Origin of the sequence: Vibrio sp. Vf1514, assembly GCF_052076135.1 — a bacterium.
GTDB classification, from domain to species: domain Bacteria; phylum Pseudomonadota; class Gammaproteobacteria; order Enterobacterales; family Vibrionaceae; genus Vibrio; species Vibrio furnissii.
In genome coordinates, this window is record NZ_CP197268.1 from 859,511 (window position 1) to 883,960 (window position 24,450).

Consider the following 24,450-nt stretch of genomic DNA (forward strand, 5'->3'; position numbering starts at 1 on the left):
ACATTCGGTGGTTTTTTTGTGGTACTTTTGACGATTATTTTTCTTCAAATCGCTTGGCCAGCTGCCTGAAATCATCGACGCGTGCGTTCATGTCTCTGCTGTACTCTTCGACCATGTTGGTTGCGGCCAAATTCTGTGTCGCCATCGACGCAATCGAATGCACGTGTTGGTTCACTTCACTGGTCAGTTCACGCTGCGCCGTGGCCGATTTTGCCATGTCTGCCACGATGCTGTGCATGTCCACCAGCAATTGCTCGACTTGATGCAAGCGCGTCGCACTTTCTTGCGCCACACTGCCGCAGGCTTGCGTCTGCTCTTGGCTATCCATGATTTCGCTTTGCCACGCTTCAATCGTGCTCAGCATTTTATCAATGCTCTCTTTGATATGGTGAGTCGCTTTCTGCGTACGACCAGAGAGCGCGCGAACTTCATCTGCCACCACCGCAAAGCCGCGACCTTGTTCACCGGCTCGTGCGGCTTCAATCGCAGCATTGAGCGCCAATAAGTTCGTTTGATCAGCAATGCCGCCAATCTCTTCCATCAACTGACTCACATGCTGCGCTTGGTCGTTGAGCGCATACGTGGTGCGCGTGGCGCGTTCAGCCTGATCGCACAACGCTTCAAGGTTATGATGTGTTTGATCAATGCTTTGTTTGGTTTCCAAGCATTGCGATTTCGCTCGATCAATCAGTTCGTAGGCAGAATGCGTGTTGCTCGATACCGAATCAGCCGCCGCTTCCACGGCATCAGTCGCTTGCATCACGCTACAAATATCTTGATTTTGCTGTTTCAGCGCCTGCACCACTTCCGCACTGGTTTCATTCAATTTGGCCGACATGTCGCGCAGTGGGCGCGCTGAATCCACCATGCGCCCTAGCACGGTACGAATCCGTGCTGACGACATTTTTAGGTGGTAATCAGCCACAGAAAACGCATCGTTCCCCGAATAGATCAATCGGCTGATGCTGTCGTATTGAGATTGTAATTGGCTGAGCTGTTTGGGCGTGGCAATCAGCTCTTGACGGAACAGCAACGCCAGCGACGCGGCTGGCAGTAGGCTTGCCAACAGTTGCATCGAATCACTCAGTGAAGCAACGTGCGCTGCAACTGGCGCCGCCAACGCGCCAAGCAACACGGCGTAACGCACCGATGCTGGCATGCTCAATGAGAATGAATGACTGTTTTGCTCAGCCGCACGCAACGATTGATACGCTTTGGCCGCGATCTCGACCCATTGGCACTGCGCCTTGACGCGCACCGATTGGTAGCCGCACATTTTGCCGTTTTCATAAATCGGCGTGACGTAGGCATCAACCCAATAGTGACCATTGGTTTTGGTCCGATTTTTGACAATGCCGCGCCAAGCGTGCCCTTGTTTGAGGTGTTTCCACATATCGGCAAATGCCGCTTTCGGCATATCGACATGGCGAACAATATTGTGATTTTGACCAAGAAGTTCCTGTTCCTGAAACCCTGCAATACGACAAAATGTCTCGTTGCAGTATGTAATGACACCGTTGAGATCCGTGGTAGACACCAGTTGATCGTGTTCGCCAACAGGCACTTCTTGTTGCATAGATGATTGATTAGCTGACATGTTTTGATTAGTTGTTATAGATTTTGGGTGATTGTATACATAATTCAGCGTCGTGTTTCCATACAATGTACCGATAAAAAATCATATCCGTGAGAGTCGTCAATATCCTTGAAGACGATATGGATAAAAAATATCCCAGCCATGGCTGGGATAGTCAGAATGAATAGAATGTGGCGATGCGCTGTTGGGCGATCTTGGTGATTGGAAATGGCTAGTTATTGGAGACAATGAACAGCAATTCAACGCGGCGATTGCAAGCTCGCCCTTCGTAAGTGCCATTGTTACACGCAGGCACATATTCCCCGTAACCACGCGTATAAATCGCATCGCGAGCAACGTTTTTATTGATCAGTGTGTTTTTCACCATCTGCGCGCGTTTGACAGACAATGCATCATTGAATCGAGGTTTGCCGGTATTGTCGGTGTGACCATCAATCACAATGTCGATGCCACGTTCACGGGACAAGAAGCTGCCCATCACACTCAACCAGTAGGCTGAATCTTGAGACACATTGGACGAACCTGTATCAAATTTCACCGTGTCTTTAAGCTTCACCATCACGTGGTTGCCGGGCATCACTTCATAATCGATGCCGTTATCGAGCAGAAAGCGTTGCAATGCGTCGTAGCTTGACGTGCGCGTCTGCCCCATCGGGCCTTGAACGTTGGTCGACACCGGCGAAGGCGTGGTTCCCCAGTCGGGATAAATGACATCGAAATCGCCCTTGGGCGCCGTGTCTAACATGTTGCCGCCGATCATCTTCATCGGAGACATCGACCCACAACCGGTCAACAGCAATACTAGGGAGAGCGCGAGAATTCTCATGTAACCATCATCCATTCATCAAACGACTCTTTATTTATCGGGCAAAAGTGGCAAAACTTTATGGGGAATTGGTAACAAATCGCTTTTTCTCTGTTTGCCTCACAAAATGAAGTCGTTAAAATTAGCGCATTCCTATTCAACTCTTGGTTTTCAATGAAAAAGTTTATTCAACGCACATTGGGTGTCATGGCCGTGTTACTGGTTATCGCTGGCTGCAGCGACGATTCCACGCCCAAAGAAGGCGCTCAATATCAAGCCCTGCCCGTCAACCTCGCCACATACCGTTTAGCACCCGTGACCGAAGTGTTCTCGCTGACCTGTGGCCATTGCCGCAGCATGGAGAGCGTTCTGCCGGAACTGGAGAAAATCACGCAGCAGGAGTTTGGTCGACTGCACGTGACGTTTAACCAAGGCGCACAAATTGGCGCGATGATTTACTACAGCGCCGTGATGCAACTGGGGCACATCCCAGACCACGACATGATGGAAGAGCTGTTCGCGGCAGTGCAAATGGCCGAAGGCAGCACGCTGACCGACCAAAAAGCAGCCATCGATCAAGCGTTCCACACGCGCAACCTAAAAAGCCCTTACGAATTCGATGAAGCGCAACAAAAAGAGTTGTTTGTTTTCCTAAAAACAGCAGACGAAATCTCGCAAAAAGGCCAAATCAATGCTGTACCGACCTTTATCGTGAAAGGCAAATACATCGTTCTGACGGCTGGTCACCAAGATGCCCAAGGCATCGGTAAAACCATTTCTTATCTTCTAACCCAACCTTAATTGAGTGTTCTGACCATGTATAAAATTGTGTTACCCATTGTTGTTTTTGTGCTGGCTGCGCTGTTTATCTACCGCACCTGGAATAACCACAAAGCGGCAGAACAAAACATCGCTATCGGACAAGCGTTCATGATGGAGAATGCGAAGAAGCCAGGCGTGCAAATCACCGAAAGCGGCCTGCAATATGAAGTGCTGGAACCGGGCACGGGTGCGGAACATCCAAAAGCCAACAGCCGCGTTAAAGTGCACTACGAAGGTCGCCTGCTAGATGGCACCGTCTTTGATAGCTCTTACCAACGCAACGAGCCGATTGTATTTGGCCTCAATCAAGTGATTAAAGGGTGGCAAGAAGGCGTGCAGCTCATGACCGTGGGTGAAAAAGCGCGTCTGTATGTTCCGGCAAACTTAGCGTATGGCAAAAATGGCGCGGGCCCGATTCCCCCGTCATCAACACTCATTTTCGAAGTCGAGCTGCTGGAGATTCAGTAAGCGAACTGCTTTGGAATCAAAAAGAGCTGCTTAGGCAGCTCTTTTTCTTTATCGATGATGGGTTAAATCGATAAGCGATGGAAACGCTCGCGAATTATGGCAGCGGGAAAAACTGTAAGCCGGTTTCGGTAACCATGATGCAATCCATTCCGCCAGCGTGCGCCGCTTGTTTGCCTAACTCGGTGTCTTCAAACACCACGCACTCACTTGGAGAGAGACCAATCAAATCACACGCACGCAAGAACGTTTCGGGGTGCGGTTTGTGGTTTTCAACATCGGTCGCTGTCACCACGGCATCAAGCTTATCCAGCACTCCCACGCGAGCCAGTAAGGTCTCGGCGCTTTGTCTTTGGCTGCCGGTGCCTATCGCCATTTTTTTATTGCCGAGGCAATCTTGAAACACGGCGTAAGTTGCCGGGATCAACTCCCCTTTGTCATCTAATGCAGAAAACGCCTGCATTTTGTATTCAGCCACCTCTTTGGCCAGTAAATTGGTGCCAAATTTGCGGTTGATCTCGCCAACAATCTTAAAACTCGGCATGCCCCCCAAACTGTTGAGCCACGTGGCTTCAAATGGGAAATCATAAAATTCTGCCGTCGCGCGCCAAGCTTCGATATGGGCCGGCATGGTGTCGATCAACGTACCGTCCATATCAAAAATCAGCCCCTTATAGCGCTCTAAGTTCATAAAAACTCCATATGACTGTGCTAAAGATGGAATGAGCCTTACACAACCCATTCTATTAATTATTGCTGGCGATGCAATTGCCATCTAAACTTCACGAATAATAATTACATTTATCAATATATCTCATTCATTGGTCAGCATATGAATATTAAACAGAAGCTTTATTTATTGGGTTTTATCGCCGTCATGGGTATTCTCTCATTGGTGATAACCACAACACACTTTGCCCGTCAAACCAACGAACTATCCGCTGCGATTGGTCTCGTGGATAAACTGGAAATCCGTCTACTCAACATGCGTCGTAATGAAAAAGACTTTTTGCTCAGAAAAGATGCTAAATATCTGGAGACTTTCAAAGACAACAGCGAACGATTCCTCACGATGGAAGCGGAACTGTCCGTGATCCTCAATGATCATCAACTGGCCTCTTCCGCCGCGTTAAAGTCCGATCTGATCAAATACAAAGGCGGCTTTGAGCAACTGGTCAATGGTTACCAAGTGCTTGGCCTGAGCGATAAGTCAGGCATGTGGACAAATTACCATGCCCTACTCGCTGACGCATCGAAAGGCGTCGATGCCGAAATGTTGCTCGCACTCGACACGTTTGACGAGGCAGTCAAAGCTGGCCAGATGATTGACTCACCCGTCACTCGCCAATATCCGGCACTGGCGAAAGCCGCTCAAGCTATCGTGCAGCAAGAAAAGCAAATTGGCTTGGCCTACAACGAAGGCTTTTTGGGGAACACCCGCAGCCTATCGCACAACGTTGAAGAACAATTCAAAACCTTTTCAGAAACCTTGGTGTCTGAAGTCAGCAAAATGCGCGCTGAACTCGACCTCATCAAACAGATTGTGACGGCCTTGGTCGTGCTCATCATCGTTGCCTTCATCTGGCAGATCTCTCGCTCGATCAACGTGCAGGTGCAACGCTTATTGACGGTCATGCAGAAAATCTCCAGCACCAACAACATCGGCTTGCGCGCCGATCTGAAAGGTCGCGACGAACTCACCTCAATCGGCACCTATTTCAACCAACTGTTGGACAAATTCGAAGAGTTGATTTCCGGCTCTCAAGCCAAATCACACCAGCTCACCAGCAGTACCACCAGCATGCACAATGAACTCGAAGAGGTGATTAACCAGTTCTACGTGCAAGCCGATCACACCACCATGATGGCAACCTCGGTACAAGAAATGGTGGCAACCATTGGTGAGATATCTGAAAGCACCAACGTGGCCGCCGAAGGCGTGCAACAAGCGGTGAACAATGCCGAGAATGGCCGCAATGTGGTCGAGTCGACACTGAAAAACATCGATCAATTGTCCAGTACTTTGCAATCGAGCCAACAGTCGATTGCCTCACTCAACGATCACGTTGAAAAAATTGGCGGCGCGGTCACCATCATTCAAAGCATCGCAGAGCAAACCAATCTGCTAGCTTTAAATGCGGCGATCGAAGCGGCGCGCGCGGGTGAACAAGGCCGCGGATTTGCGGTGGTGGCCGACGAAGTGCGTTCACTGGCAACACGAACCCATCAATCCACCGAAGAAATCACCAAAGTGGTGTCTGCAATTCAATCACAAATGAATTTGGTGATTAGTGACATCGACCAATGCAACGCGCAAGGCCAAGAAACCCTGCACGCGTCGCATCAGTTGGATGAAAGCTTGCGCCAAATCATCCATGACATGTCGACTATCCAAGCCAACTCGGAACGCATTGCGTCCGCGATTGAAGAGCAAGGCATTGTGATGAATCAGGTCAGTGGTTCGATTGCTGAACTCAATACCATTTCAGAAAACAACATGCATTCGGCGCAGGAAGTGTTGTCTGAAGTCGATAGCGTGTCGCAGCAAGCACGCCAAATGGACGAAGCGGTGTCTGAGTTTCAAACGCGATAACAGCCCTCACAAAGATAACAAAGCCCGGTTTGACCGGGCTTTTTCTATTCACGGCACGCTTAATTGACAGCGAGGCGACTGTTCTTTGCATGCAGCGCAAAAATGCCAATCACGACCAACACAAACGGCAACACATAAAGATTGAGCGACCGCCAACCGACCGTCGATTCGAGCCAGCCCGACAGCAGCGCAGTCAACGTCACGCAACTGAATACGGAAAATTCATTGAAGGCCTGCGCTTTGGGTTTGTTGTGCTCTTGATAAGATTGACTGAACAATCCGGTTGCCGCGATGAACATGAAGTTCCATCCCACACCGAGCAGCACCAACGCCGCGCGAAAATGCCAAATCGACTGACCATGAATGTTGATGGTGATGCACAGAATAAACAGTAATCCACCGGCCAGGATCATGCGCTGCGGCCCGAATTTTTCAATCAAACGACCAGTGAAAAATGCCGGTACGAACATGCCGAGCACATGCCACTCAATCACGCCGGCCGCTTTGGTGAAATCAAACCCGCAACCAATCATCGCCAGCGGCGTCGCGGTCATCAGAATATTCATCACCGCATACGACACCATCGCCGCAAAAACAGACGCTTTAAAGTTTGGGCCTTTGGCGATCACCGACAGTTTATCGGTCGAAGGTTGCGATTCATGATGGATGGGCTTAGGAAACTGAATGGTTTGCAGCAGTATCAGCGCCAATAGGTTCAAACCAATCAACGCGGCAAATGCACCGATGTACAACCCACCGTCGCTCCAGCGTTGTGACAAAATCGCCAAGTTTGGCCCCAGCACGGCAGCCAATACGCCACCGGCCATGGACACCGAAATGGCGCGATGGCGAAGATGCGCATCGCACACTTCAATGGCCGCAAAGCGATACAGCGTGCCGAAACCAATGCCGATCCCCAGCAGAAATGTCGCGACACAAAACAGCCAAAACGCTTGTTGATAGAGCGCGTAAGTCGCCAATGACGCCCCAACAATGCCCACGCTGTTGCCAATGCTAAAACCCAATCGACGGCCCAATTTCCCCATGATCAACGACGCCGGAATGGTCGCCGACATTAAGCCGAGAAATTGCAGCGCAACGGGCAACGTGATCATACTGCTGCTTGGCGCAATCACTTTTCCAATCAAACCAATCACTGAAATGAGCAGGATATTGCCTGTCATTAAAAGTGCCTGACACAAAGATAACAGCCACACGTTGCGGTTCATGATTCATCCCTTTCCGTTGAATCGGGTTACTACACCAGAATGCGCCATGGCATTCAACGCCAAGAAAAAAAGGGCTATTCGCCCTTTTCTTTCGTTCCTTGTTTTTAGTCCATCGCCGTCATCAAGGCTTTGGGTGTTTTCCAGCTGTAAACCCGTTCAGGCACTTCGCCGCCACCGGGAGCATGCCACATTTTTTCGGTCAGCAATTCCCCGCCAATGTGATCGTAAAAATCAATCGCCTGCTGATTCTGCTCCAACACTTCCAAATACACCCCATGGTCTGGGAAATAGCGTTCAATCCAAACCGCCATCTCTTTCACCAGCAGACGCCCTAATCCGCGACCGCGGTATTGGGGGGCCATATGTAGCGATTCAATGATGGTACCTTTTTCAAAATCGTGATTGCCAAAGGCACAGATAAAGCCGCACAACACGCCTTCATCTTCTATAAGCAGAATATGTTGATTGAAAGGAGGATTGGTGAGGCGCGTTTGCCAGATCAACAAACGGTCTTGCAGTGCCTCATTGTCGAGATAATCTTTGTCCAAAATATTCGCGTAATTGATCTGCCAACTCAGTGCATGCAGATGGGCAATTCGCTCAAAATCGCTATATTCAGCTACCTTAATTTCCATTTAATAGTCCTTACAACTTCCTGTCGGCTTTTTAAGCACTCTTCATACTATGCATTTCGAGAAAAAACGCAAAACATTCTGATCACAATTCAGCTAAACATATTTGACTTACACGTGTTCGCTGATATTCTGGCGCACAGTTGTAAGCCTAAAGGAACTTTACATGGCAAATAAACCGCCTTTAATTTGGTTGAACATCACGATCTTCACCGTGAGTTTCGTTCTGGCCGCTGTTGTCGCGCCTTGGTATGGCTGGCAGAACGGCTATGGATGGGAGCATCTGATCTGGCTCATTGTCTGCTTTTCGTTTTGCAATTTATCCATTACAACCGGGTATCATCGCCTGTGGTCTCACAAAGCGTTTGAAGCACACTGGTCCGTGCGTTTCTTGTGCGCACTGGGTGGCGCGTTCGCGGTACAAAACAGTGCTCTGCATTGGGCATCGGATCACCGCGTGCACCACAAGTTTGTCGATCAAAATGACAAAGATCCTTACTCGGCCAAGCGCGGGTTCTGGTTTTCACATATGGGCTGGATGTTAAGAGATTATCACCCCGCCACGTATGACGATTACAGCAACTGCCGCGATCTGCACAAAGATAAGATTGTGATGTGGCAACATCGCTTTTATGTCCCATTGGCACTGCTGATGAACTTCGGTGTCCCGATTGCGCTGGGTTGGTACTACAACGATGTTTGGGGCATGTTGTTGATTGTTGGCGCAGTGCGTTTGGTGCTGAATCATCACACCACATTCTTTATTAACTCGCTGGCACACATTTGGGGCAAACAGCCTTACACCAACAAAAATACGGCGCGTGATAACGGTATCTTGGCCTTTTTCACCTTTGGCGAGGGTTACCACAATTACCACCATATTTTTGAAAATGACTATCGCAACGGCATTTATTGGTGGCAATACGACCCAACCAAATGGTTGATCAAGACCTGCGCGTGGCTTGGCTTGGCGAAGAAGCTGCGTACTGCACCGGCGATTAAAATCGAAAAAGCGCGTGCGGAGATGAGCTTGAAATATGCCACCGAACGCGTGGCGTTGCTGCCGAATCACCTGTTGATTCTGGCCAATGTTCAAGCGGAGTTTGATGCGTTTATTCACGAACTGCACAATTACTACGATGTGAAAAAACAACTGTTGGAAAGCAAGAAGAGTTCAGCGCTAAAGCGTTATGAACATTCGGTGCTCAAAGCACGTTATCAATCTGTAAAAACAGAATTGATGGAAAAACGACAACGTTGGCAGCAAACGGTTGCTCAATACGCATAAACTCAAAAATACTAAAAAAGTGACGTTTCAACGTCACTTTTTTTATGCCTTTCGCGCCCGTAATTGAATCGACAAGCCATTCAATAACACTGAGCAATTCATTTAACACGGCATTTACCGCTAATGTGTATTTAATTCAACAGAATTTTACTCCGTAAAACTAATTAACAGTTTTGTTTGTTTTAGATCATGAGAAGCTCAAGTTGAACTCGTGCTACAGGGCAGTTTTCAGTAAATTCCCTGTCATACATTGACATACTTTTTGACAACTCAAAATAATTGATTGGAGACAAACATGCTCGAGCTCTTCATAGGTGTGGTGGTTACGATTGTAGTAGGTTACTTCATCGTAAAAGGCTACAAACCTGCGGGTGTTCTGCTGACCGCAGGGATTGTGTTACTGCTACTAACCGGCGTGCTTGGTCACACCGTATTGCCCGCTAAAATGACGTCAACCGGCAACATGCTGACCGACTCGCTGGAATACGTGAAATACATGCTGCAGTACCGTGGCGGCGGTCTGGGTATGCAAATCATGCTGCTGTGTGGTTTTGCGTCTTACATGACGCACATTGGCGCAAACAATGTGGTGGTAAAACAGTTCTCAAAACCACTGTCTGTCATTAACTCGCCTTACATCCTGTTGGTTGCGGCTTACATTGTGGCGTGTTTGATGTCTCTGGCAGTGAGCTCTGCAACTGGCCTTGGCGTGCTGTTGATGGCAACGCTGTTCCCAATGATGACAGCCATGGGGATTTCTCGCCCAGCGGCGGTCGCGGTGTGTGCTTCACCTGCGGCGATCATTTTGTCGCCAACGTCTGGTGACGTAGTGATTGCAGCGGAGAAATCTGGCCTGCCTCTACACGTATTTGCTGTTGAAACGGTTCTACCCGTCTCAATTTGCGCCATTATCGTGATGGCGGTAGCGGCGTTCTTCTGGAACAAATACCTGGATAAGAAAGACAACACCCCGATGGAACGCATTGACGTTTCAGAGATTGAAGTGAATGCCCCTGCCTACTACGCAGCGCTGCCATTCTTGCCAATCATTGGCGTGTTCTTGTTCAACGGTGAAACCATCGAAGGTCTCTACCTAGATATCTACACCATTGTGGTGCTGTCGATCTTCATCGGCGCGTTGGTTGATTTCGTCACCAAACGTTTTAAAGGCAGAGAAACACTGGAAGACCTCGAAGCGTGTTACGACGGCATGGCCGATGCATTCAAAGGCGTGGTGATGTTGTTGGTTGCGGCGGGCGTGTTCGCTCAAGGCCTGATGTCGATTGGCGCCATTGATAACTTGCTGCACCTTGCTGAAACAGCGGGCGCTGGCGGCATGGCACTGATGCTGATCCTAACCGGTCTGACCGTTGCAGCTGCAATTGCAACCGGTTCTGGTAACGCGCCATTCTACGCGTTCGTTGAACTGGCACCGTCACTGGCAGCCAAAATGGGTATCAACCCCGCGTTCCTGATCATCCCAATGCTACAAGCCTCGAACCTAGGTCGTACCATTTCTCCGGTTTCAGGCGTGGTGGTTGCAACGTCAGGTATGGGCCACATCAGCCCATTTGAAGTGGTTAAACGTACTTCTGTACCGGTTCTGGCAGGTCTAATCACCGTGATCGTCGGCACCATGGTGCTGGTTCCTATGTACGCATAATCTCAACAAAGAGCCCGCCGTGTTCACTGGCGGGTTTCAAATCAAATATACAAAGGGCGCTGATATCAGCGCCCTTTTTTCATCTCGAACATGGGAAATTGAAAAGGATTATTTGAGATCGCCGTAACGTTCTAGAAACAGGACGGTCGCGGCGGTGCGAGAAGGCACACGCAGTTTTTTCAGTAAACTCTTCATGTGAACTTTCACGGTCGATTCTGAGATAAACAGGCGGTCGGCGATTTGCTTGTTGCGATACCCTTTCGCCACTTCACCCAAGATCTGCGCTTCCCGATCCGTCAGTAAATCAAACACATCTTGTTGATCTTGGCGATCGCGTAGATACGCAGCCACCACATCGCTGTAGGCTTTATTGCCATGCACCGCTTCTTTGAGTAGTTCAACCAGTTGATCAGGCTCGGTGTCTTTCAGTAAGTAGCCATCGGCACCGGCACGTACAATCGCCTCAATATCTGCCGCGCTGTCAGACACCGTCAGGATCACAATGGTCGCGCTGGAGCCATCAGTGCGCAGCGCTTTGAGCGTATCTAAACCAGACATGCCCTTCATGTTCAGGTCGAGCAGAATCATGTCCGGTTCCACTTCATGGGCCAACGCAATGGCATCGGCACCATTGCTGGCCTCGGCGACCACGTCAAATTCGTCTTCTAAACTTAACAGCTGGTTGATTCCTCTGCGCATCAAAGGATGATCATCCACCAGCATTACTCTACATTTCGTCAACATGTGTATCCTTCGATCGTGTGTATTTGAGTGTGACTTTACAGCCCGTTTCCGGCGACGCATCAATCGTCAGCTCGCCGTTCAGTCGGGCGGCTCGTTCCTGCATGATGCTCATTCCGTAGTGATTCAATTTGGCATTGCTGTGCTCAAAGCCCACGCCATCGTCTTCAATCGTCACCACGACGTCACCATCGCTTTCGTTACATTTGATGCTGATCCGCGTCGCATCCGCATGCTTAATCGCATTGATGGTGGCTTCACGAATCAGTTGTATTAAATGCACCTGCTGATGCGCATCCAGCGCCATCGACGACAGGTTGTTGTCGAGCACAATCTCTGCGCTCGTTTGCTCCCCCAGTTGGTGGAGCATTTCGATTAACGCCTGACCAAAGTTACCCTCTCGAATGGTCAGACGGAATGTGGTCAACAATTCACGCAATTGCGTGTAGGCACCGGATAGTCCTTGATCAATATCGATGATGATCTCATCAGTTTTCTCGGAGTATTGATTGTGCTCCAGCTTGCCGATCACGCGTTTGAGCAACGACACCTGAATTTTGAGGTAAGAGAGCGATTGTGCTAAGGAGTCGTGCAATTCACGCGCGATGGTGGCGCGTTCTTCCATCAACAACAGTTGCTCTGCATTTTTCTGCGCGCGATTGTAATACACGGCGCGCGAAAGGATCTGCACAAAGTTGTCGATCAGCGCTTTATCCGGACATGGCAAGCCCGCTTCCCAATGCAACTGTCCAAGAGGGATGCCATCGAGCATAAGCGGTTGAAGGTTCGAATTTTCGCCACAGAAGTGACCTTCGGTGAGCAGCAAACCTTTGCCCGCCACTTCTTCAATTTCCAGTTGCGCCGCCGTGATGCCTTCAATGCTGACAATGTGTTTTAAAATTGCCTGAAAGTTATCTTGACTGATGCGCGATGCAGTCAGCTCTTGCGATGAGTCATACAGCACGCGTAACGACTGGTTGGCGTGTTGCAACTTGCGCGTTTTCTCATTCACGGCCTGTTCCAAGCCGCGATACAACTTACCCAACTCGCCCGCCATCACATTAAAAGTGCGCGTCAAAATGCCCAGCTCATTTTGGCTATTGGTACTGAGTGCAATATCAAACTCGCGATTCTGGATCTGTTCGCTCGCGACCACCAATGCTCTGAGTGGGCGCACGACCTCTTTGCGAATGTAATGAATGACAAACATTGAAATGAAGAGCACCGCGCCTAATCCAAGGCCACCGACGCAAGCGAGGTTGATGAGCTTCTGCTCCGAAAAACGTTGTAACTTGAAGACAAAACTGTCGATCTGGCTGACAAAGCCCGCCACCAGCGTCAAGTAGTCGCGGTTGTCATCGCTGCGTAAAACCTGTTTTAGCTCGTGCCAGCGCGCGATCAAGGTGTAGTAATCATGGGTGATGTCCGCAGGCACGTTCCACTTTTGCAACGCCTTCATCGATGGCGAATAAAGTGAATGCTCAAACGCGGCGATGTGTTCGGCATAATTGACAGATTGGGATTGAATGTCGTGCGCGAGGCGGTAGCTCTGCATCCGCATTGAACCCGCCACGTTCACGGCTTCTGCATCGTTAAGCGAAGAAGCCAGAGTGATGATGGCAAAGCCAGTCGTCGCAATCGAAAGTAATAAAATCAACAACATCGACTTTGCAATCGTGCTGGTTACCGATTTTTCGACTCGTTTTCCCAATTCATCGTCCCCAACCGTGCGTTTTACACGCATTTTGAATGCTCTAGCCTAGCTTTTTCACCATGGTATCAATATGTGATCATACTCGCTCGAATTTATTGATCCAAAACAATATTCCATCCCAATTAACCCCTAAGGGGTATTTATACAAATATGACAAAAACTACAATTTGTGTATGAATAAATGACAGTTTATTAATAAAAATTGTGAACTACGCTTTATTAATACTCTTTCAGCATGCTGGGTGAATTCAGTGGTAGATCTTTCCAAACGACGTTTGTTTGCACGCCGCGCCGTCGATAGCTCAAAGGTGCGCTTGCCTTGGATAGCCAATCCAGCGGCGTTTATCGACGATTGCACGCGCTGCGGCCGCTGCCGCGACGCCTGTGAGATGAGCATCATCGTCAATGGCGACGGCGGGTTTCCTACGGTCGATTTTCAAATTGATGAATGCACCTTCTGTTACCAATGTGCAGAAGTTTGCCCAGAACCGATTTTTTTACCGCAAACCGACACCGCATGGCAGGCCAAAGCCGCCATCAACGACCAATGCCTGGCTAAGCAGAACGTCGAGTGTCGAAGCTGCGGCGAAACCTGCGACCCAATGGCCATTCAGTTCCAGCTGCAAGCCGGACAGGTTGCACAGCCGATGATCCACCTTGATGAATGTACTGGCTGCGGCGCGTGTGTATCGCTCTGCCCCACATCAGCCATCAGTGTGAGCAATATTGAATAATAACGAGAGAAAAGTATGTCACTCAATGAAGTGCACATTTCAAGTTTAGTGGTACATGCCCTTCCCGAGCATTTAGCGACCGTGAAAGCGCAGATCGAACAATTCGAGAACGCAGAAATTTACGGCGACAGTCCGGAAGGCAAAATTGTGGTGGTGCTGGAAACTCAGAACCAGGGGTTTGTCACCGACACGATTGATGCCATCAACAACTTGCCAAACGTCCTGAGCGCGGTTCTGGTGTATCACCAAATCGAAACAAATCTGGACGACTTAGATTCAGACACTGGAAATCAACATTCCCAACTCGAGGGTGAAGTATGAAAATGACAAGACGTGCGTTTGTGAAAGCAAACGCGGCAGCATCAGCGGCGGCGGTAGCGGGGATCACTCTGCCAGCCTCTGCGACCAACCTGATTGCCAGCTCAGACCAAACCAAAATCACCTGGGACAAAGCACCTTGTCGTTTCTGTGGTACCGGCTGTTCTGTGTTGGTCGGCACGCAAGATGGCCGCGTTGTGGCCACGCAAGGTGACCCGGAAGCACCCGTCAACAAAGGTCTGAACTGCATCAAAGGCTACTTCCTCTCGAAAATCATGTACGGTCAGGATCGTCTGACTCAGCCCCTGCTGCGCATGAAAAATGGCCAATACAGCAAAGACGGCGACTTCACCCCCGTCTCTTGGGATATGGCTTTTGATGTGATGGCAGAAAAATGGAAAGCCTCGCTGAAGAAAAAAGGCCCGACCAGCGTTGGGATGTTTGGCTCAGGTCAATGGACGGTGATGGAAGGTTATGCCGCTGCGAAAATGATGAAAGCAGGCTTCCGTTCAAACAACATCGACCCGAACGCACGTCACTGTATGGCATCTGCAGTTGTCGGCTTTATGCGTACCTTTGGTATCGATGAACCGATGGGTTGTTACGATGACTTTGAAAACGCAGACGCTTTTGTGCTGTGGGGTTCAAACATGGCCGAAATGCACCCAGTGCTGTGGACACGTATCACGGACCGTCGCTTGAGCCATCCGCACGTTAAAGTGAATGTGCTGTCGACTTACTACCATCGTTCTTTTGAATTGGCGGATCACGGTTACATTTTCCATCCTCAGTCTGATTTAGCGATCGCCAACTTCATCGCGAACTACATCATTCAAAACGATGCCGTGAACTGGGACTTCGTGAACAAGTACACGCACTTCAAACAAGCCGTGACTGATATTGGTTATGGTCTACGTGATGATCACCCGCTGCAGAAAAAAGCGAAAAACGCGAACTCCGGCGACATGACCAACATTTCGTTTGAAGAATACAAAAAATCGGTAGCGGAATACACGGCTGAAAAAGCGTCTGAAATGTCTGGTGTGAGCGTTGAAAAACTGATCACATTGGCAAAACAGTATGCCGATCCAAACACCAAAGTGATGTCACTGTGGACCATGGGGATGAACCAACACACCCGTGGTGTATGGATGCAAAGCCTAGTGTACAACCTACACTTGCTGACTGGTAAAATTGCCACACCGGGCAACAGCCCATTCTCACTGACAGGCCAACCGTCAGCGTGTGGTACTGCGCGCGAAGTCGGTACATTTGCACACCGCCTGCCTGCAGACATGGTGGTTGCCAACCCGAAACACCGCCAAATCGCCGAGAAAATTTGGAAACTGCCAGAAGGCACGATTCCGCCAAAACCGGGCTTCCACGCCGTGCTGCAAGACCGCATGTTGAAAGACAGCGTATTGAACTGTTACTGGGTGCAATGTAACAACAACATGCAAGCTGGCCCGAACATCAACGAAGAGCGTTTGCCAGGTTATCGTAACCCAGAGAACTTCATCGTGGTGTCTGACCCGTATCCAACAGTGACTGCGCAAGCCGCCGACTTGATTCTGCCAACCGCGATGTGGGTGGAAAAAGAAGGCGCTTACGGTAACGCGGAACGCCGCACGCAAGCGTGGTACCAACAGGTGAAAACCGTGGGTGAAGCGAAATCGGATCTGTGGCAAGTCATGGAATTCTCCAAACGCTTCAAAATGGAAGACGTTTGGCCAGAAGAGCTTTTGGCTAAATCCCCAGAATACCGTGGCAAAACCATGTACGACATGCTGTTTCGCAACGGTCAAGTGACCAGTTCCCAATCGCTGAAGCACGTGAGCTAAACGATGATGCGCACCACTTCGGCTACTACGTGCAAAAAGGTCTGTTCGAAGAGTATGCGAGCTTTGGGCGCGGCCATGGTCACGATTTAGCACCTTACGATGTGTACCACACCGTGCGTGGCCTGCGCTGGCCTGTCGTGAATGGCAAAGAGACCCAATGGCGCTTTAAAGAAGGCTCGGATCCTTATGCGAAAAAAGGCAGCGGCTGGGACTTCTACGGCAAACCAGACGGCAAAGCGTGGATTATCTCTTCGCCTTACGAAGCGCCACCGGAAGTGCCGGACGAAGAATTCGACTTATGGCTCTGTACTGGCCGTGTGCTGGAACATTGGCACACCGGCACCATGACTCGCCGCGTACCTGAGCTGTACAAAGCGTTCCCAGATGCAGTCTGCTTCATGCATCACGACGATGCACAAGCGCGTGGCTTGCGACGTGGCGATGAAGTGGTGATTGCCAATAAACGCGGTGAAGTGCGCGCCCGCGTAGAGACTCGGGGCCGTAACAAGCCGCCAAAAGGTCTGGTGTTTGTGCCGTTCTTTGACGCGCGCATTCTGATTAACAAACTGATTCTTGATGCGACGGATCCCCTGTCGAAACAAACCGACTTTAAGAAGTGTCCGGTCAAGATCACCAAAGTGGCGTAAGCCGTTAACAGAATGTTCGGGGCAGCCGTTTGCTGCTGCCCCAGTCAGGAATTGAGCCATTAGGCGGAGAATGAACAATGAAAAAATTACTTATTGCACTGCTGTCTGTCGGTGCTCTCATCACCGGAGTTGCGCAAGCTGAACTCGATAATCCAGGGGGTGTAGGTGGTGTTGAATCACTGCGGGGCGCAACCCTGATTGAATCCACTCGCCCAGCCGATGAGATGAAAAAATACCCGCGTGAACAGGCCTTCGACAGCGATTACGTGTATCAACCACCATTGATTCCACACAATATTCGCAACTACGAAGTGTCGCTCAATGCCAACAAGTGTCTGTCGTGCCACAGTTGGAAAAATGCCAAAGAGATGGGTGCAACCAAAATCAGCGTGACTCACTTTATCAACCGTGAAGACGCCGTGTTAGCGGATGTCTCGCCACGCCGCTACTTCTGTTTGCAATGCCACGTTCCTCAGGCAGAGGCCAAACCTCTGATTCAAAATGAGTTTGAACGCGTTAACTCGCTTCGCTAATCAGGCACCGCATACTTTAAGAGGCGATTTATGAAACTACTAAAAGCGTTTTGGGAAAGACTTACCCGCCCAAGCAAAGCCGCCGTTGGTGTGGTTCTGTTTATGGGATTCATCGGTGGTCTTCTGTTTTGGGGCGCATTTAACACAGGCATGGAAGTGACCAACACCGAAGAGTTTTGTTCGGGCTGTCACGCACCTATCGTGGCTGAAATTCAGGAAACGATTCACTATTCGAACCGTTCCGGTGTGCGCGCCATCTGTTCAGATTGTCACGTTCCGCATCAGTGGACAGACAAAATTGTGCGTAAAGTGCAGGCTTCCAAAGAAGTCTTCGCCCATATGCTCGGCACCATCGATACACCGGAAAAATTCCAAGCTCGCCGCGCTCATTTGGCCGAGCGGGAATGGGCCCGGTTGAAAAAGAACGATTCGTTGGAATGTCGTAACTGTCACCAGTTTGAGTACATGGATTTTTCAGAGCAAAGCGAGCGCAGCCGTAAGCAGCACTCCACCGCGCTGGCTTCCGGTGAGAAAACCTGTGTGGATTGCCACAAAGGTATTGCACACAACCTGCCGGACATGCACGGCGTTGAAGGCTGGCAATAAGGAGCGTATGACATGAGTACACTTGAATCTGTTATCTGGCACATTCTGGGTTACAGCGCGATGCCAGTGATCATCCTGAGTGGATTTTTGGCCGTGGCCGTGCTCTGCATCTGGCTGCTGTCACTGACCAAAGACAAAGAGTCGTGATGGGCTAAGCGCCCCACGCACAAAAAGCAAAAAAGCAAAAAAGCAAAAACCGGTGATCATTCACTGGTTTTTTTTATGTGCGTTAGTCACCCATCCACAACTTATAAAAATCGCTGTAACCGGTACTGTTGACTTGAATGCCCTGCACTTGCTGCGTGCAGGTGATTTCTTCTCGCCCAACAAACAGGGGTAAACAGCGCCGCTGATCGTAAAGCTGTTGTTCCAACAGCTGCAAGCGTGCATACGGATTGGTATCGCTCACCGCTTGCGCGAGCGCCTGCTTGTGCTGCGCCATTTCCGCTTGCGAGAAGGTAAAACGCAACCCGGTCGACACCAACAGCCATTCATATAAACCGTACGCTTTGGGTTGTTCCACCACTTCCTCAATCAGCATCAGATCTGCCAAATGCGCAACGCTTTGTGGTTCGCTGATCGCCTTGAGTTCAATCACCTTCACAATCAACCCCGTGCGTTGAATGGCTGCGTGCAGCCAATCCGCAACCGCTTGAAGATAAGGAATGGTCCACACCGGTTCGGCCAACACGATCGTGCCTGTTAGTTCGGGGACAACGTGATTGGCTATGCTGCGCTCATCCTTGTCGTGTGGGCATTCAAACGCTAAATTCTCGACGCAGTTGTGGGCATCTACGTGATACTTTTCCTGCGCCAAGAACGCGTACAACTGCGCCAAAGTGTGCGTATCCACATCACTGGTTTCTCGCACATTAAACGTCAGATACGACAAAGCGCTGATAACGGAACTCTCCGTCGCGCCGGTTTTTTGGTTAAAACTCATGGCGCGAATTACCTGCTCATCACCGTGTGACAGTGTGATTTGCTCAATCAACGCTTTGCTAGCGTAGTAATGTTGATGGCGAATAAGAGTCAGTTTTTCTTCATCCCAGTTGCCCACGCTAAATGGCCCCGTGCCGACACATTTCCGTGGCTGAACGCAATGCGGTTCCGGGCGACACAAAATGGCGCTATTAGCCATGGCCAGCACATACGGAAAGAAAGCATTGGGCGCATTGAGTTCAATCACGATTCGGTGCTCAGATTCGGCCCTCACCGCGCGCATGCTGTCGAATAGGTGCTGCACAGGCCCAGCGATGTGCTTTAAGCGTTCCAAACTCCACACCACATCGTCTGCCACCAGCTTTTGACCATTGTGCGCAAGGACATCTGGCCGAAGCCAGAGCGTTAACCAGCAACCGTCCAGTTTCCAAAAATGCGCTAAAGCGGGGATCAAATTCCCCATCGCATCTTGGTTTAACAGCGTGTCATAGACGCTTTTAATCACCTGAAGCTCTGCCAATCGCAGAGTTTTCAAAGGATCCAAAGTATCGACGGCTGGGTATCGGGTAATGAGCAGGTGATTGTTCGATTCATTCCATTGGTTTTGTTGTGCCGTGGCACCGGCGAGCGCCAATACAGTGTCATCCCCGTACAGTGCCAACAGGCGCGTGATCAGCGCAAAACGGCCTTTACTGAGCTCTTGCCTCACCACTTGGGTTAACGCCGCTGAAAACGTCAGCGACACCACCAACTGGCTGGTTTTGCTGCGCCCCACGGCAGGGTGCCACCGCACCCAACCCAGATCAGCCAACTGTTTGAGAATGAGCGACGTATTTCGACGCGAGGTCGCCAAAACCGTTTCGAGCGTGTCAATGCTTAAGGAATAAGCGACGCCTGTTTGATAATGTTGCAGCAACTGGCTGAGTCGTCTGAGGTGCGTGTCGTTCATGGTTGCCATCGGGGAAATACGCTCACAGGAAGCAAAAACAACCAATGCCCGACATGGGCATTGGTTCAAGCATTAATTGAAATGATAGCTGACACCGAGGGAGAAAACATTGATATCGGTTTCAACCGAGGCATTCGCGTAGCCCACGTTGACCACATCAAGCTCTGGTCTCAAATAATCCCATGATGCGCGAATATGCCAGTTATCCGTGGCGGCCACCTCGACTCCTAAGCCCAAAATGCCCGTCACATCGGAATCTGAAAATGTGCTGTAACCTGAGTACCCAGCGACGGCATTGCTGACTTTGATTTCAGCGTTAAAGTAGGCGACACCCGCTTTTGCAAACAGGCTGACATGGTCTGTGACCGGCAATGAGACTTTGGGCTGAATGGCAATGTAGCTCATGTCCCCCACCGTTACCACCGAACCATCGAGTGCATCAATCCCGGTCACCGAGCCTTCCAAGGCAAAGTAACGGTTGAATTGATAGCCACCAAAAATCGAGGCGATGGTCGATTTGTCATCTTCTAAAGACAGATCTTGCGTGGTGGAATACCCCATGACGGTACCGCTCACACTGGCATCATCAAAGCGTGCCTGACCGAGCGCGCCGCCCACATACCATTCGGCGTGCGCGGACACAGAAAAAAGACCTGCCGTAGCGGCAAGTAGAACAAATTTTTTAGACATATATGCATTCTCAGGTGAATAAACAACGGCGTTATCTTGCTCAAACCCTGAGTCTTTATGCGTTCCCTGCCACCCCGATAACCCTGCGAATCATGCACCATCGCACGGCGTTAAAACAGGAAACAATGTGAGAGATTATTGCTTGATTTAATGAAGAGAAAGAAGCGCCACGAGGGGGATTCGATGGCGCATTCACGTTCAACTAATCCACATCCGCAATGGGTAGAACTTGTTTGACGTATTGCCCTGGCGCGACATCAATCACCGGATATTCGTCATTCCCAATTGGATATGGCGCGACTTGTTCTTTGGTACTAAACGCGGTGAGCCACGTATCCCAATGTGTCCACCATGAGCCTTCGGTACGTTGCGCACTGTCTAACCACTCTTCGGCCGAGTCTTCCAGCGTGTCATTGGTCCAAAAACCATATTTGTTTTTGTCGGGATGATTCACGATACCCGCAATGTGGCCGGACTCTCCCAGAACAAACACTTTGTTACCGCCCGTTTTCAGGGCGCCACGGTAAGTGCCCTGCCACAGCGCAATATGGTCTTCTTTGGTCGAGATGAAATAGCTTGGAATTTTGATCTTATCGAGATCAATCCACACCCCACCGACTTTCACGCCTTTATCCTGCACTAGCTTGTTGTCCAGATAAAGTTCGCGCAGCAAGAAGTTGTGCGTGGCTGCGGCAACGTTGGTGCTGTCGCTGTTCCAATACAACAGGTCGAAATCGACCGGGCTGCTGCCCTTGAGGTAGTTGTCGACGTAGTAGTTCCAATACAAGCTGTTTTCACGCAACAAACTGAACGTCACACTTAACGAGCGACCATCCATGTAGCCTTTGACGTTATTTTGCATTTCAATCGCGCTGATGATGGTGTCGTTGATGTAGGCACCGACTTCACCCGGTTGTGAAAAATCGAGCAACGTGGTGAAGAAACTGGCGGATTTAATGCGTTTTTTCATACGTTTTGCCGCGTAATACGCAATGGTCGTCGCCAAAACGGTGCCACCAATGCAATACCCCGCGGCATTGATTTGCTCTTGACCCGTAATCGACTCAATGGCGGTGACCGCTTTTACCACGCCGTCGAGGACATAGTCTTCGAAGTTGACATTGGCTTGCGCTTTACCGGGATTCCGCCAAGACATCATAAACACCGTATGCCCCTGCTCCACCAACCAGCGCACCAGCGAATTCTTTTCGCGCAAATCAAGAATGTAGTACTTATTGATGAATGGCGGCACAATCAGCAATGGCGTTGAATGCACGGTTTCCGTCAGCGGTTTGTATTGAATCAGCTCAAACAGATCATTTTTGAACACCACCTCGCCTGCCGTATTGGCCACATCTTCCCCCAAACGAAAGGCATTGTTGTTGGTCATACGAATTTTGAGGATTTCGGCGCTCGATTCGACATCTTCTTTCAGCAGTTCCAATCCTTTCAGTAGATTCTCCCCATTTTGTTCCACGGTCAGTTTCAGCAGCTCGGGATTGGTAGCAATGAAGTTGCTTGGTGACAGTGCATTGATGGACTGACGCGAAAAGAACAAAATGCGTTCTTTGGCTTTCTCATCCAAGCCTTCAATCGAGTGAATGGTGTCCAGATAGGTTTTGCTGTAAAGCAGATATGACTGCTTGATGAAGTTGAAAAACGGGTCGGACTGCCACGAATCATCAGCGAAACGCTTGTCACCGAGTTCGCTGTCGACAATGGCTTCTTTCTTACCTTCCAGCACCACCGTTTGCCAAATTTTTAGTTGTTGCTCCCACCATTCGGTTTGCAGTTGCAGTAGCGCTGCCGGTTGATGAGCAGCCTTTTCTAAAAACTGCACTGAATCATCCCAGTTCACTTCCTGCAACGCTTTGTTCAGTGGGGTGTTAACGGCTGCCTTGTTCACTTCGAAGTCTTGCCACCAGCGGTGGTTGGCCTCTTGCAGTTGTACAAGATAGTCCGTAAAGACATGTTGAAACATAGACTTACTCCTTAAACAGAAAAAGCGCCGCCCGAGGGCGGCGCGAAAGTACAGTGTTATGCGGGGGTCACTGACTTAAGGTTTTCTGAAGCAAGTTTGTCGATGTCTTCTTTAAACTCTTTCGCAATAGATTGCAGCTTGTTGCTGTCATCCATCATTTGCTGAGACAGCTTGCTCAGCACGCCCATTTGCTGGGAACTGAACGTCGTCAATGTGGCCGTGTCTTTCACTTCGCTGGCCGCCTTCATTTGCGCCAAACCCATTTCGCTATATGTGCGAATTGAGCTCAGTTGCAGCTCAGTCAACACTTCAACATTTTTAGCCACCAACTTGTTGAATTTTACATAGGGTTCCAGTGTCTTTTCAGTTTGGTCCGTGAACGTTTTAAAAAAATCCGTGTACATGACGTATCTCCTAGTGATTGAAGTAAATATCTGAACTGTGATTACAACGCTTTAATAACGATCGCCGTACCCATGCCACCACCCACACACAGGGATGCTACACCGTAATCGTTACCGCGACGTTTTAACTCGTGAACTAACGTAACCAGAATGCGGTTACCTGACGCGCCCAGCGGATGCCCGAGGGCGATTGCGCCCCCATTGACATTCGACTTGGCCAAAATGGAATCGGTTGACACGTTATGTTCCGCCGACAACCCGTGAACCACTCCTAATGCCTGAGCGGCAAAGGCTTCATTGAGCTCAAATAGGTCAATTTGATCGATGCCCAGCTCTGCTTTTTCCAGCGCTTGTGTCACCGCACTGACAGGACCAAGCCCCATGACGCGCGGATCGATACCGGTTTGGGCATAACCCAAGATTTCCGCCAAGGGTTCAAAACCATACTCGTCAACCGCCGATTGTGATGCGACGATGATTGCACTGGCACCATCATTGATGCCCGACGCATTGCCAGCCGTCACCGAGCCTTCTTTATCAAACGCAGGACGCAACCCTTGCAGACCAGCGAGCGTTGCACCCGCTTTGGGGTACTCATCGACGGAAAAAGTGATGGTGTCACGGCGCTGTTGCACGGCGATGGGGACAATCTCATCGTTGAACTTGCCCGCCTCAATGGCTGCGACTGCTTTTTGCTGGCTCTCTAGCGCAAACGCATCTTGCGCATCACGCGTGATCTCAAATTGCTTGGCGATATTCTCTGCAGTCACGCCCATGTGGTATTGGTTGAACACATCGGTTAAACCATCATTGATGAGCAGATCTTTCATTTCAAAGCCACCCATTTTTTGGCCATCACGCAGCGCACTCGGTGTCACAAACGGGATTTGCGACATCACTTCCACACCACCGGCGACGGCCACCGAAATGTCGCCAGCACGAATATGCGCCACCGCATCCATGACCGTTTTCATGCCACTGCCACACACCATATTGACGCCATACGCTGGGACTTCCTCGGGAATACCGGCAAACATGGCAGCTTGACGCCCCACGCCCATTCCTTGACCGGCACTGATCACATGCCCCATGATCACTTCATCAACGTGATTCACATCGACATTGCCTGCCTGTAGCGCGCCTTTGATGACATCGGCGGCCAACTTGCCAGCGGAGACATTTTTTAACGTGCCACCAAAGGCACCAATTGGGCTGCGTTTGGCAGCAACAATAAATACTTTTTCCATCTTTCCGCC

Annotated in this window: 22 protein-coding genes and 1 pseudogene; 11 read left to right on the top strand and 12 right to left on the bottom strand. The window is 50.0% G+C overall.

The window, feature by feature from the left end; all coding sequences use genetic code 11:
• Positions 1 to 34: 34 nt before the first annotated feature.
• Positions 35 to 1,597 carry a methyl-accepting chemotaxis protein gene (locus ACS18Q_RS18930; RefSeq protein WP_441257672.1) on the bottom strand — a complete coding sequence of 521 codons (1,563 nt, stop codon included), beginning with the start codon at positions 1,595 to 1,597 and terminating at the stop codon, positions 35 to 37.
• Between the two features lie 211 nt (positions 1,598 to 1,808).
• Positions 1,809 to 2,423 carry an OmpA family protein gene (locus ACS18Q_RS18935; protein ID WP_038152398.1) on the bottom strand — a complete coding sequence of 205 codons (615 nt, stop codon included), beginning with the start codon at positions 2,421 to 2,423 and terminating at the stop codon, positions 1,809 to 1,811.
• A gap of 153 nt (positions 2,424 to 2,576) precedes the next feature.
• Between ACS18Q_RS18935 and ACS18Q_RS18940 the strand changes: the two genes are divergently transcribed.
• Both ACS18Q_RS18940 and ACS18Q_RS18945 read left to right on the top strand, forming a co-directional pair.
• Positions 2,577 to 3,203: a thioredoxin domain-containing protein gene (locus tag ACS18Q_RS18940; RefSeq protein ID WP_014257374.1), complete on the top strand. Its 627-nt coding sequence runs from the start codon at positions 2,577 to 2,579 to the stop codon at positions 3,201 to 3,203.
• 15 nt (positions 3,204 to 3,218) lie between these two features.
• Complete coding sequence (locus ACS18Q_RS18945) at positions 3,219 to 3,692, top strand: FKBP-type peptidyl-prolyl cis-trans isomerase (protein ID WP_004728228.1); 474 nt, start codon at positions 3,219 to 3,221, stop codon at positions 3,690 to 3,692.
• 94 nt (positions 3,693 to 3,786) lie between these two features.
• On the opposite strand, the gene ACS18Q_RS18950 is transcribed toward ACS18Q_RS18945, so the two are convergent.
• Positions 3,787 to 4,380 carry a beta-phosphoglucomutase family hydrolase gene (locus ACS18Q_RS18950; protein ID WP_014257376.1) on the bottom strand — a complete coding sequence of 198 codons (594 nt, stop codon included), beginning with the start codon at positions 4,378 to 4,380 and terminating at the stop codon, positions 3,787 to 3,789.
• Positions 4,381 to 4,521: 141 nt separating this feature from the next.
• Here ACS18Q_RS18950 and ACS18Q_RS18955 point away from each other — a divergent pair, with 141 nt between their 5' ends.
• Positions 4,522 to 6,282, top strand: coding sequence for a methyl-accepting chemotaxis protein (locus ACS18Q_RS18955; RefSeq protein WP_158141861.1), 1,761 nt, complete (start codon positions 4,522 to 4,524; stop codon positions 6,280 to 6,282).
• Positions 6,283 to 6,341: 59 nt separating this feature from the next.
• Here the strand turns inward: ACS18Q_RS18955 and ACS18Q_RS18960 are convergent, their stop codons facing one another.
• Positions 6,342 to 7,511: an MFS transporter gene (locus ACS18Q_RS18960; protein ID WP_441257673.1), complete on the bottom strand. Its 1,170-nt coding sequence runs from the start codon at positions 7,509 to 7,511 to the stop codon at positions 6,342 to 6,344.
• Positions 7,512 to 7,615: 104 nt separating this feature from the next.
• The gene (locus ACS18Q_RS18965) at positions 7,616 to 8,146 is read right to left on the bottom strand and encodes a GNAT family N-acetyltransferase (RefSeq protein WP_004728232.1); all 531 of its coding nucleotides are present in this window, start codon (positions 8,144 to 8,146) and stop codon (positions 7,616 to 7,618) included.
• Positions 8,147 to 8,309: 163 nt separating this feature from the next.
• Between ACS18Q_RS18965 and ACS18Q_RS18970 the strand changes: the two genes are divergently transcribed.
• Together ACS18Q_RS18970 and dcuC are read left to right on the top strand one after the other, a co-directional pair.
• Complete coding sequence (locus tag ACS18Q_RS18970; protein ID WP_004728234.1) at positions 8,310 to 9,431, top strand: acyl-CoA desaturase; 1,122 nt, start codon at positions 8,310 to 8,312, stop codon at positions 9,429 to 9,431.
• Between the two features lie 295 nt (positions 9,432 to 9,726).
• Positions 9,727 to 11,094: an anaerobic C4-dicarboxylate transporter DcuC gene (gene dcuC, locus ACS18Q_RS18975; RefSeq protein WP_041943151.1), complete on the top strand. Its 1,368-nt coding sequence runs from the start codon at positions 9,727 to 9,729 to the stop codon at positions 11,092 to 11,094.
• 108 nt (positions 11,095 to 11,202) lie between these two features.
• Here the strand turns inward: dcuC and ACS18Q_RS18980 are convergent, their stop codons facing one another.
• Both ACS18Q_RS18980 and narQ read right to left on the bottom strand, forming a co-directional pair.
• Entirely contained in the window at positions 11,203 to 11,835 is a 633-nt protein-coding gene (locus ACS18Q_RS18980; protein ID WP_041943412.1) for a response regulator, read from the bottom strand.
• Complete coding sequence (narQ, locus tag ACS18Q_RS18985; protein WP_441257674.1) at positions 11,822 to 13,579, bottom strand: nitrate/nitrite two-component system sensor histidine kinase NarQ; 1,758 nt, start codon at positions 13,577 to 13,579, stop codon at positions 11,822 to 11,824. Before narQ ends, ACS18Q_RS18980 begins: the two co-directional genes overlap by 14 nt.
• Positions 13,580 to 13,800: 221 nt before the next feature.
• Between narQ and napF the strand changes: the two genes are divergently transcribed.
• From napF to ACS18Q_RS19015, 6 genes and pseudogenes are all read left to right on the top strand, one after another.
• Positions 13,801 to 14,283 (top strand): ferredoxin-type protein NapF, encoded by a 483-nt coding sequence (gene napF / locus ACS18Q_RS18990; RefSeq protein ID WP_004726694.1) that lies wholly within the window; start codon positions 13,801 to 13,803, stop codon positions 14,281 to 14,283.
• Positions 14,284 to 14,298: 15 nt separating this feature from the next.
• On the top strand, positions 14,299 to 14,604 hold the full coding sequence (locus tag ACS18Q_RS18995) for a chaperone NapD (protein ID WP_004726695.1): 306 nt from the start codon (positions 14,299 to 14,301) through the stop codon (positions 14,602 to 14,604).
• Positions 14,601 to 17,089, top strand: a pseudogene (gene napA / locus ACS18Q_RS19000) (periplasmic nitrate reductase subunit alpha). The gene ACS18Q_RS18995 and the pseudogene napA overlap by 4 nt, the downstream one beginning before the upstream one ends.
• Before the next feature lie 77 nt (positions 17,090 to 17,166).
• Positions 17,167 to 17,622 carry a nitrate reductase cytochrome c-type subunit gene (locus tag ACS18Q_RS19005; protein WP_004726697.1) on the top strand — a complete coding sequence of 152 codons (456 nt, stop codon included), beginning with the start codon at positions 17,167 to 17,169 and terminating at the stop codon, positions 17,620 to 17,622.
• 30 nt (positions 17,623 to 17,652) lie between these two features.
• Positions 17,653 to 18,228: a NapC/NirT family cytochrome c gene (locus ACS18Q_RS19010; protein WP_014257386.1), complete on the top strand. Its 576-nt coding sequence runs from the start codon at positions 17,653 to 17,655 to the stop codon at positions 18,226 to 18,228.
• Between the two features lie 12 nt (positions 18,229 to 18,240).
• On the top strand, positions 18,241 to 18,375 hold the full coding sequence (locus tag ACS18Q_RS19015) for a TIGR02808 family protein (protein WP_004726699.1): 135 nt from the start codon (positions 18,241 to 18,243) through the stop codon (positions 18,373 to 18,375).
• 82 nt (positions 18,376 to 18,457) lie between these two features.
• On the opposite strand, the gene ACS18Q_RS19020 is transcribed toward ACS18Q_RS19015, so the two are convergent.
• The 5 genes from ACS18Q_RS19020 to ACS18Q_RS19040 all read right to left on the bottom strand — a co-directional run bounded on the left by ACS18Q_RS19020 (position 18,458) and on the right by ACS18Q_RS19040 (position 24,441).
• Complete coding sequence (locus ACS18Q_RS19020; protein ID WP_441257675.1) at positions 18,458 to 20,128, bottom strand: ABC transporter substrate-binding protein; 1,671 nt, start codon at positions 20,126 to 20,128, stop codon at positions 18,458 to 18,460.
• A gap of 63 nt (positions 20,129 to 20,191) precedes the next feature.
• A complete protein-coding gene (locus ACS18Q_RS19025; protein WP_154179845.1) occupies positions 20,192 to 20,809 on the bottom strand; it encodes an outer membrane beta-barrel protein in 618 nt (205 codons plus the stop codon).
• Positions 20,810 to 21,011: 202 nt separating this feature from the next.
• The gene (phaC, locus tag ACS18Q_RS19030) at positions 21,012 to 22,790 is read right to left on the bottom strand and encodes a class I poly(R)-hydroxyalkanoic acid synthase (RefSeq protein ID WP_441257676.1); all 1,779 of its coding nucleotides are present in this window, start codon (positions 22,788 to 22,790) and stop codon (positions 21,012 to 21,014) included.
• Positions 22,791 to 22,846: 56 nt separating this feature from the next.
• A complete protein-coding gene (locus tag ACS18Q_RS19035) occupies positions 22,847 to 23,194 on the bottom strand; it encodes a phasin family protein (RefSeq protein ID WP_004726703.1) in 348 nt (115 codons plus the stop codon).
• A 41-nt stretch (positions 23,195 to 23,235) separates the two neighbouring features.
• Positions 23,236 to 24,441 carry an acetyl-CoA C-acetyltransferase gene (locus tag ACS18Q_RS19040; protein WP_441257677.1) on the bottom strand — a complete coding sequence of 402 codons (1,206 nt, stop codon included), beginning with the start codon at positions 24,439 to 24,441 and terminating at the stop codon, positions 23,236 to 23,238.
• Positions 24,442 to 24,450: the final 9 nt, after the last annotated feature.

Coding starts and splice junctions, on each gene's coding strand:
- ACS18Q_RS18955 (WP_158141861.1), top strand. CDS start 4,522: ATGAATATTAAACAGAAGCTTTATTTATTGGGTTTTATCGCCGTCATG.
- ACS18Q_RS18965 (WP_004728232.1), bottom strand. CDS start 8,146: ATGGAAATTAAGGTAGCTGAATATAGCGATTTTGAGCGAATTGCCCAT.
- ACS18Q_RS19025 (WP_154179845.1), bottom strand. CDS start 20,809: ATGTCTAAAAAATTTGTTCTACTTGCCGCTACGGCAGGTCTTTTTTCT.
- ACS18Q_RS19035 (WP_004726703.1), bottom strand. CDS start 23,194: ATGTACACGGATTTTTTTAAAACGTTCACGGACCAAACTGAAAAGACA.
- ACS18Q_RS19005 (WP_004726697.1), top strand. CDS start 17,167: ATGAAAAAATTACTTATTGCACTGCTGTCTGTCGGTGCTCTCATCACC.
- ACS18Q_RS18945 (WP_004728228.1), top strand. CDS start 3,219: ATGTATAAAATTGTGTTACCCATTGTTGTTTTTGTGCTGGCTGCGCTG.
- ACS18Q_RS19015 (WP_004726699.1), top strand. CDS start 18,241: ATGAGTACACTTGAATCTGTTATCTGGCACATTCTGGGTTACAGCGCG.
- ACS18Q_RS18950 (WP_014257376.1), bottom strand. CDS start 4,380: ATGAACTTAGAGCGCTATAAGGGGCTGATTTTTGATATGGACGGTACG.
- ACS18Q_RS19040 (WP_441257677.1), bottom strand. CDS start 24,441: ATGGAAAAAGTATTTATTGTTGCTGCCAAACGCAGCCCAATTGGTGCC.
- ACS18Q_RS18935 (WP_038152398.1), bottom strand. CDS start 2,423: ATGAGAATTCTCGCGCTCTCCCTAGTATTGCTGTTGACCGGTTGTGGG.
- ACS18Q_RS18940 (WP_014257374.1), top strand. CDS start 2,577: ATGAAAAAGTTTATTCAACGCACATTGGGTGTCATGGCCGTGTTACTG.
- ACS18Q_RS18960 (WP_441257673.1), bottom strand. CDS start 7,511: ATGAACCGCAACGTGTGGCTGTTATCTTTGTGTCAGGCACTTTTAATG.
- narQ (WP_441257674.1), bottom strand. CDS start 13,579: ATGCGTGTAAAACGCACGGTTGGGGACGATGAATTGGGAAAACGAGTC.
- ACS18Q_RS18970 (WP_004728234.1), top strand. CDS start 8,310: ATGGCAAATAAACCGCCTTTAATTTGGTTGAACATCACGATCTTCACC.
- ACS18Q_RS19020 (WP_441257675.1), bottom strand. CDS start 20,128: ATGGCAACCATGAACGACACGCACCTCAGACGACTCAGCCAGTTGCTG.
- ACS18Q_RS18995 (WP_004726695.1), top strand. CDS start 14,299: ATGTCACTCAATGAAGTGCACATTTCAAGTTTAGTGGTACATGCCCTT.
- dcuC (WP_041943151.1), top strand. CDS start 9,727: ATGCTCGAGCTCTTCATAGGTGTGGTGGTTACGATTGTAGTAGGTTAC.
- ACS18Q_RS18930 (WP_441257672.1), bottom strand. CDS start 1,597: ATGTCAGCTAATCAATCATCTATGCAACAAGAAGTGCCTGTTGGCGAA.
- ACS18Q_RS19010 (WP_014257386.1), top strand. CDS start 17,653: ATGAAACTACTAAAAGCGTTTTGGGAAAGACTTACCCGCCCAAGCAAA.
- phaC (WP_441257676.1), bottom strand. CDS start 22,790: ATGTTTCAACATGTCTTTACGGACTATCTTGTACAACTGCAAGAGGCC.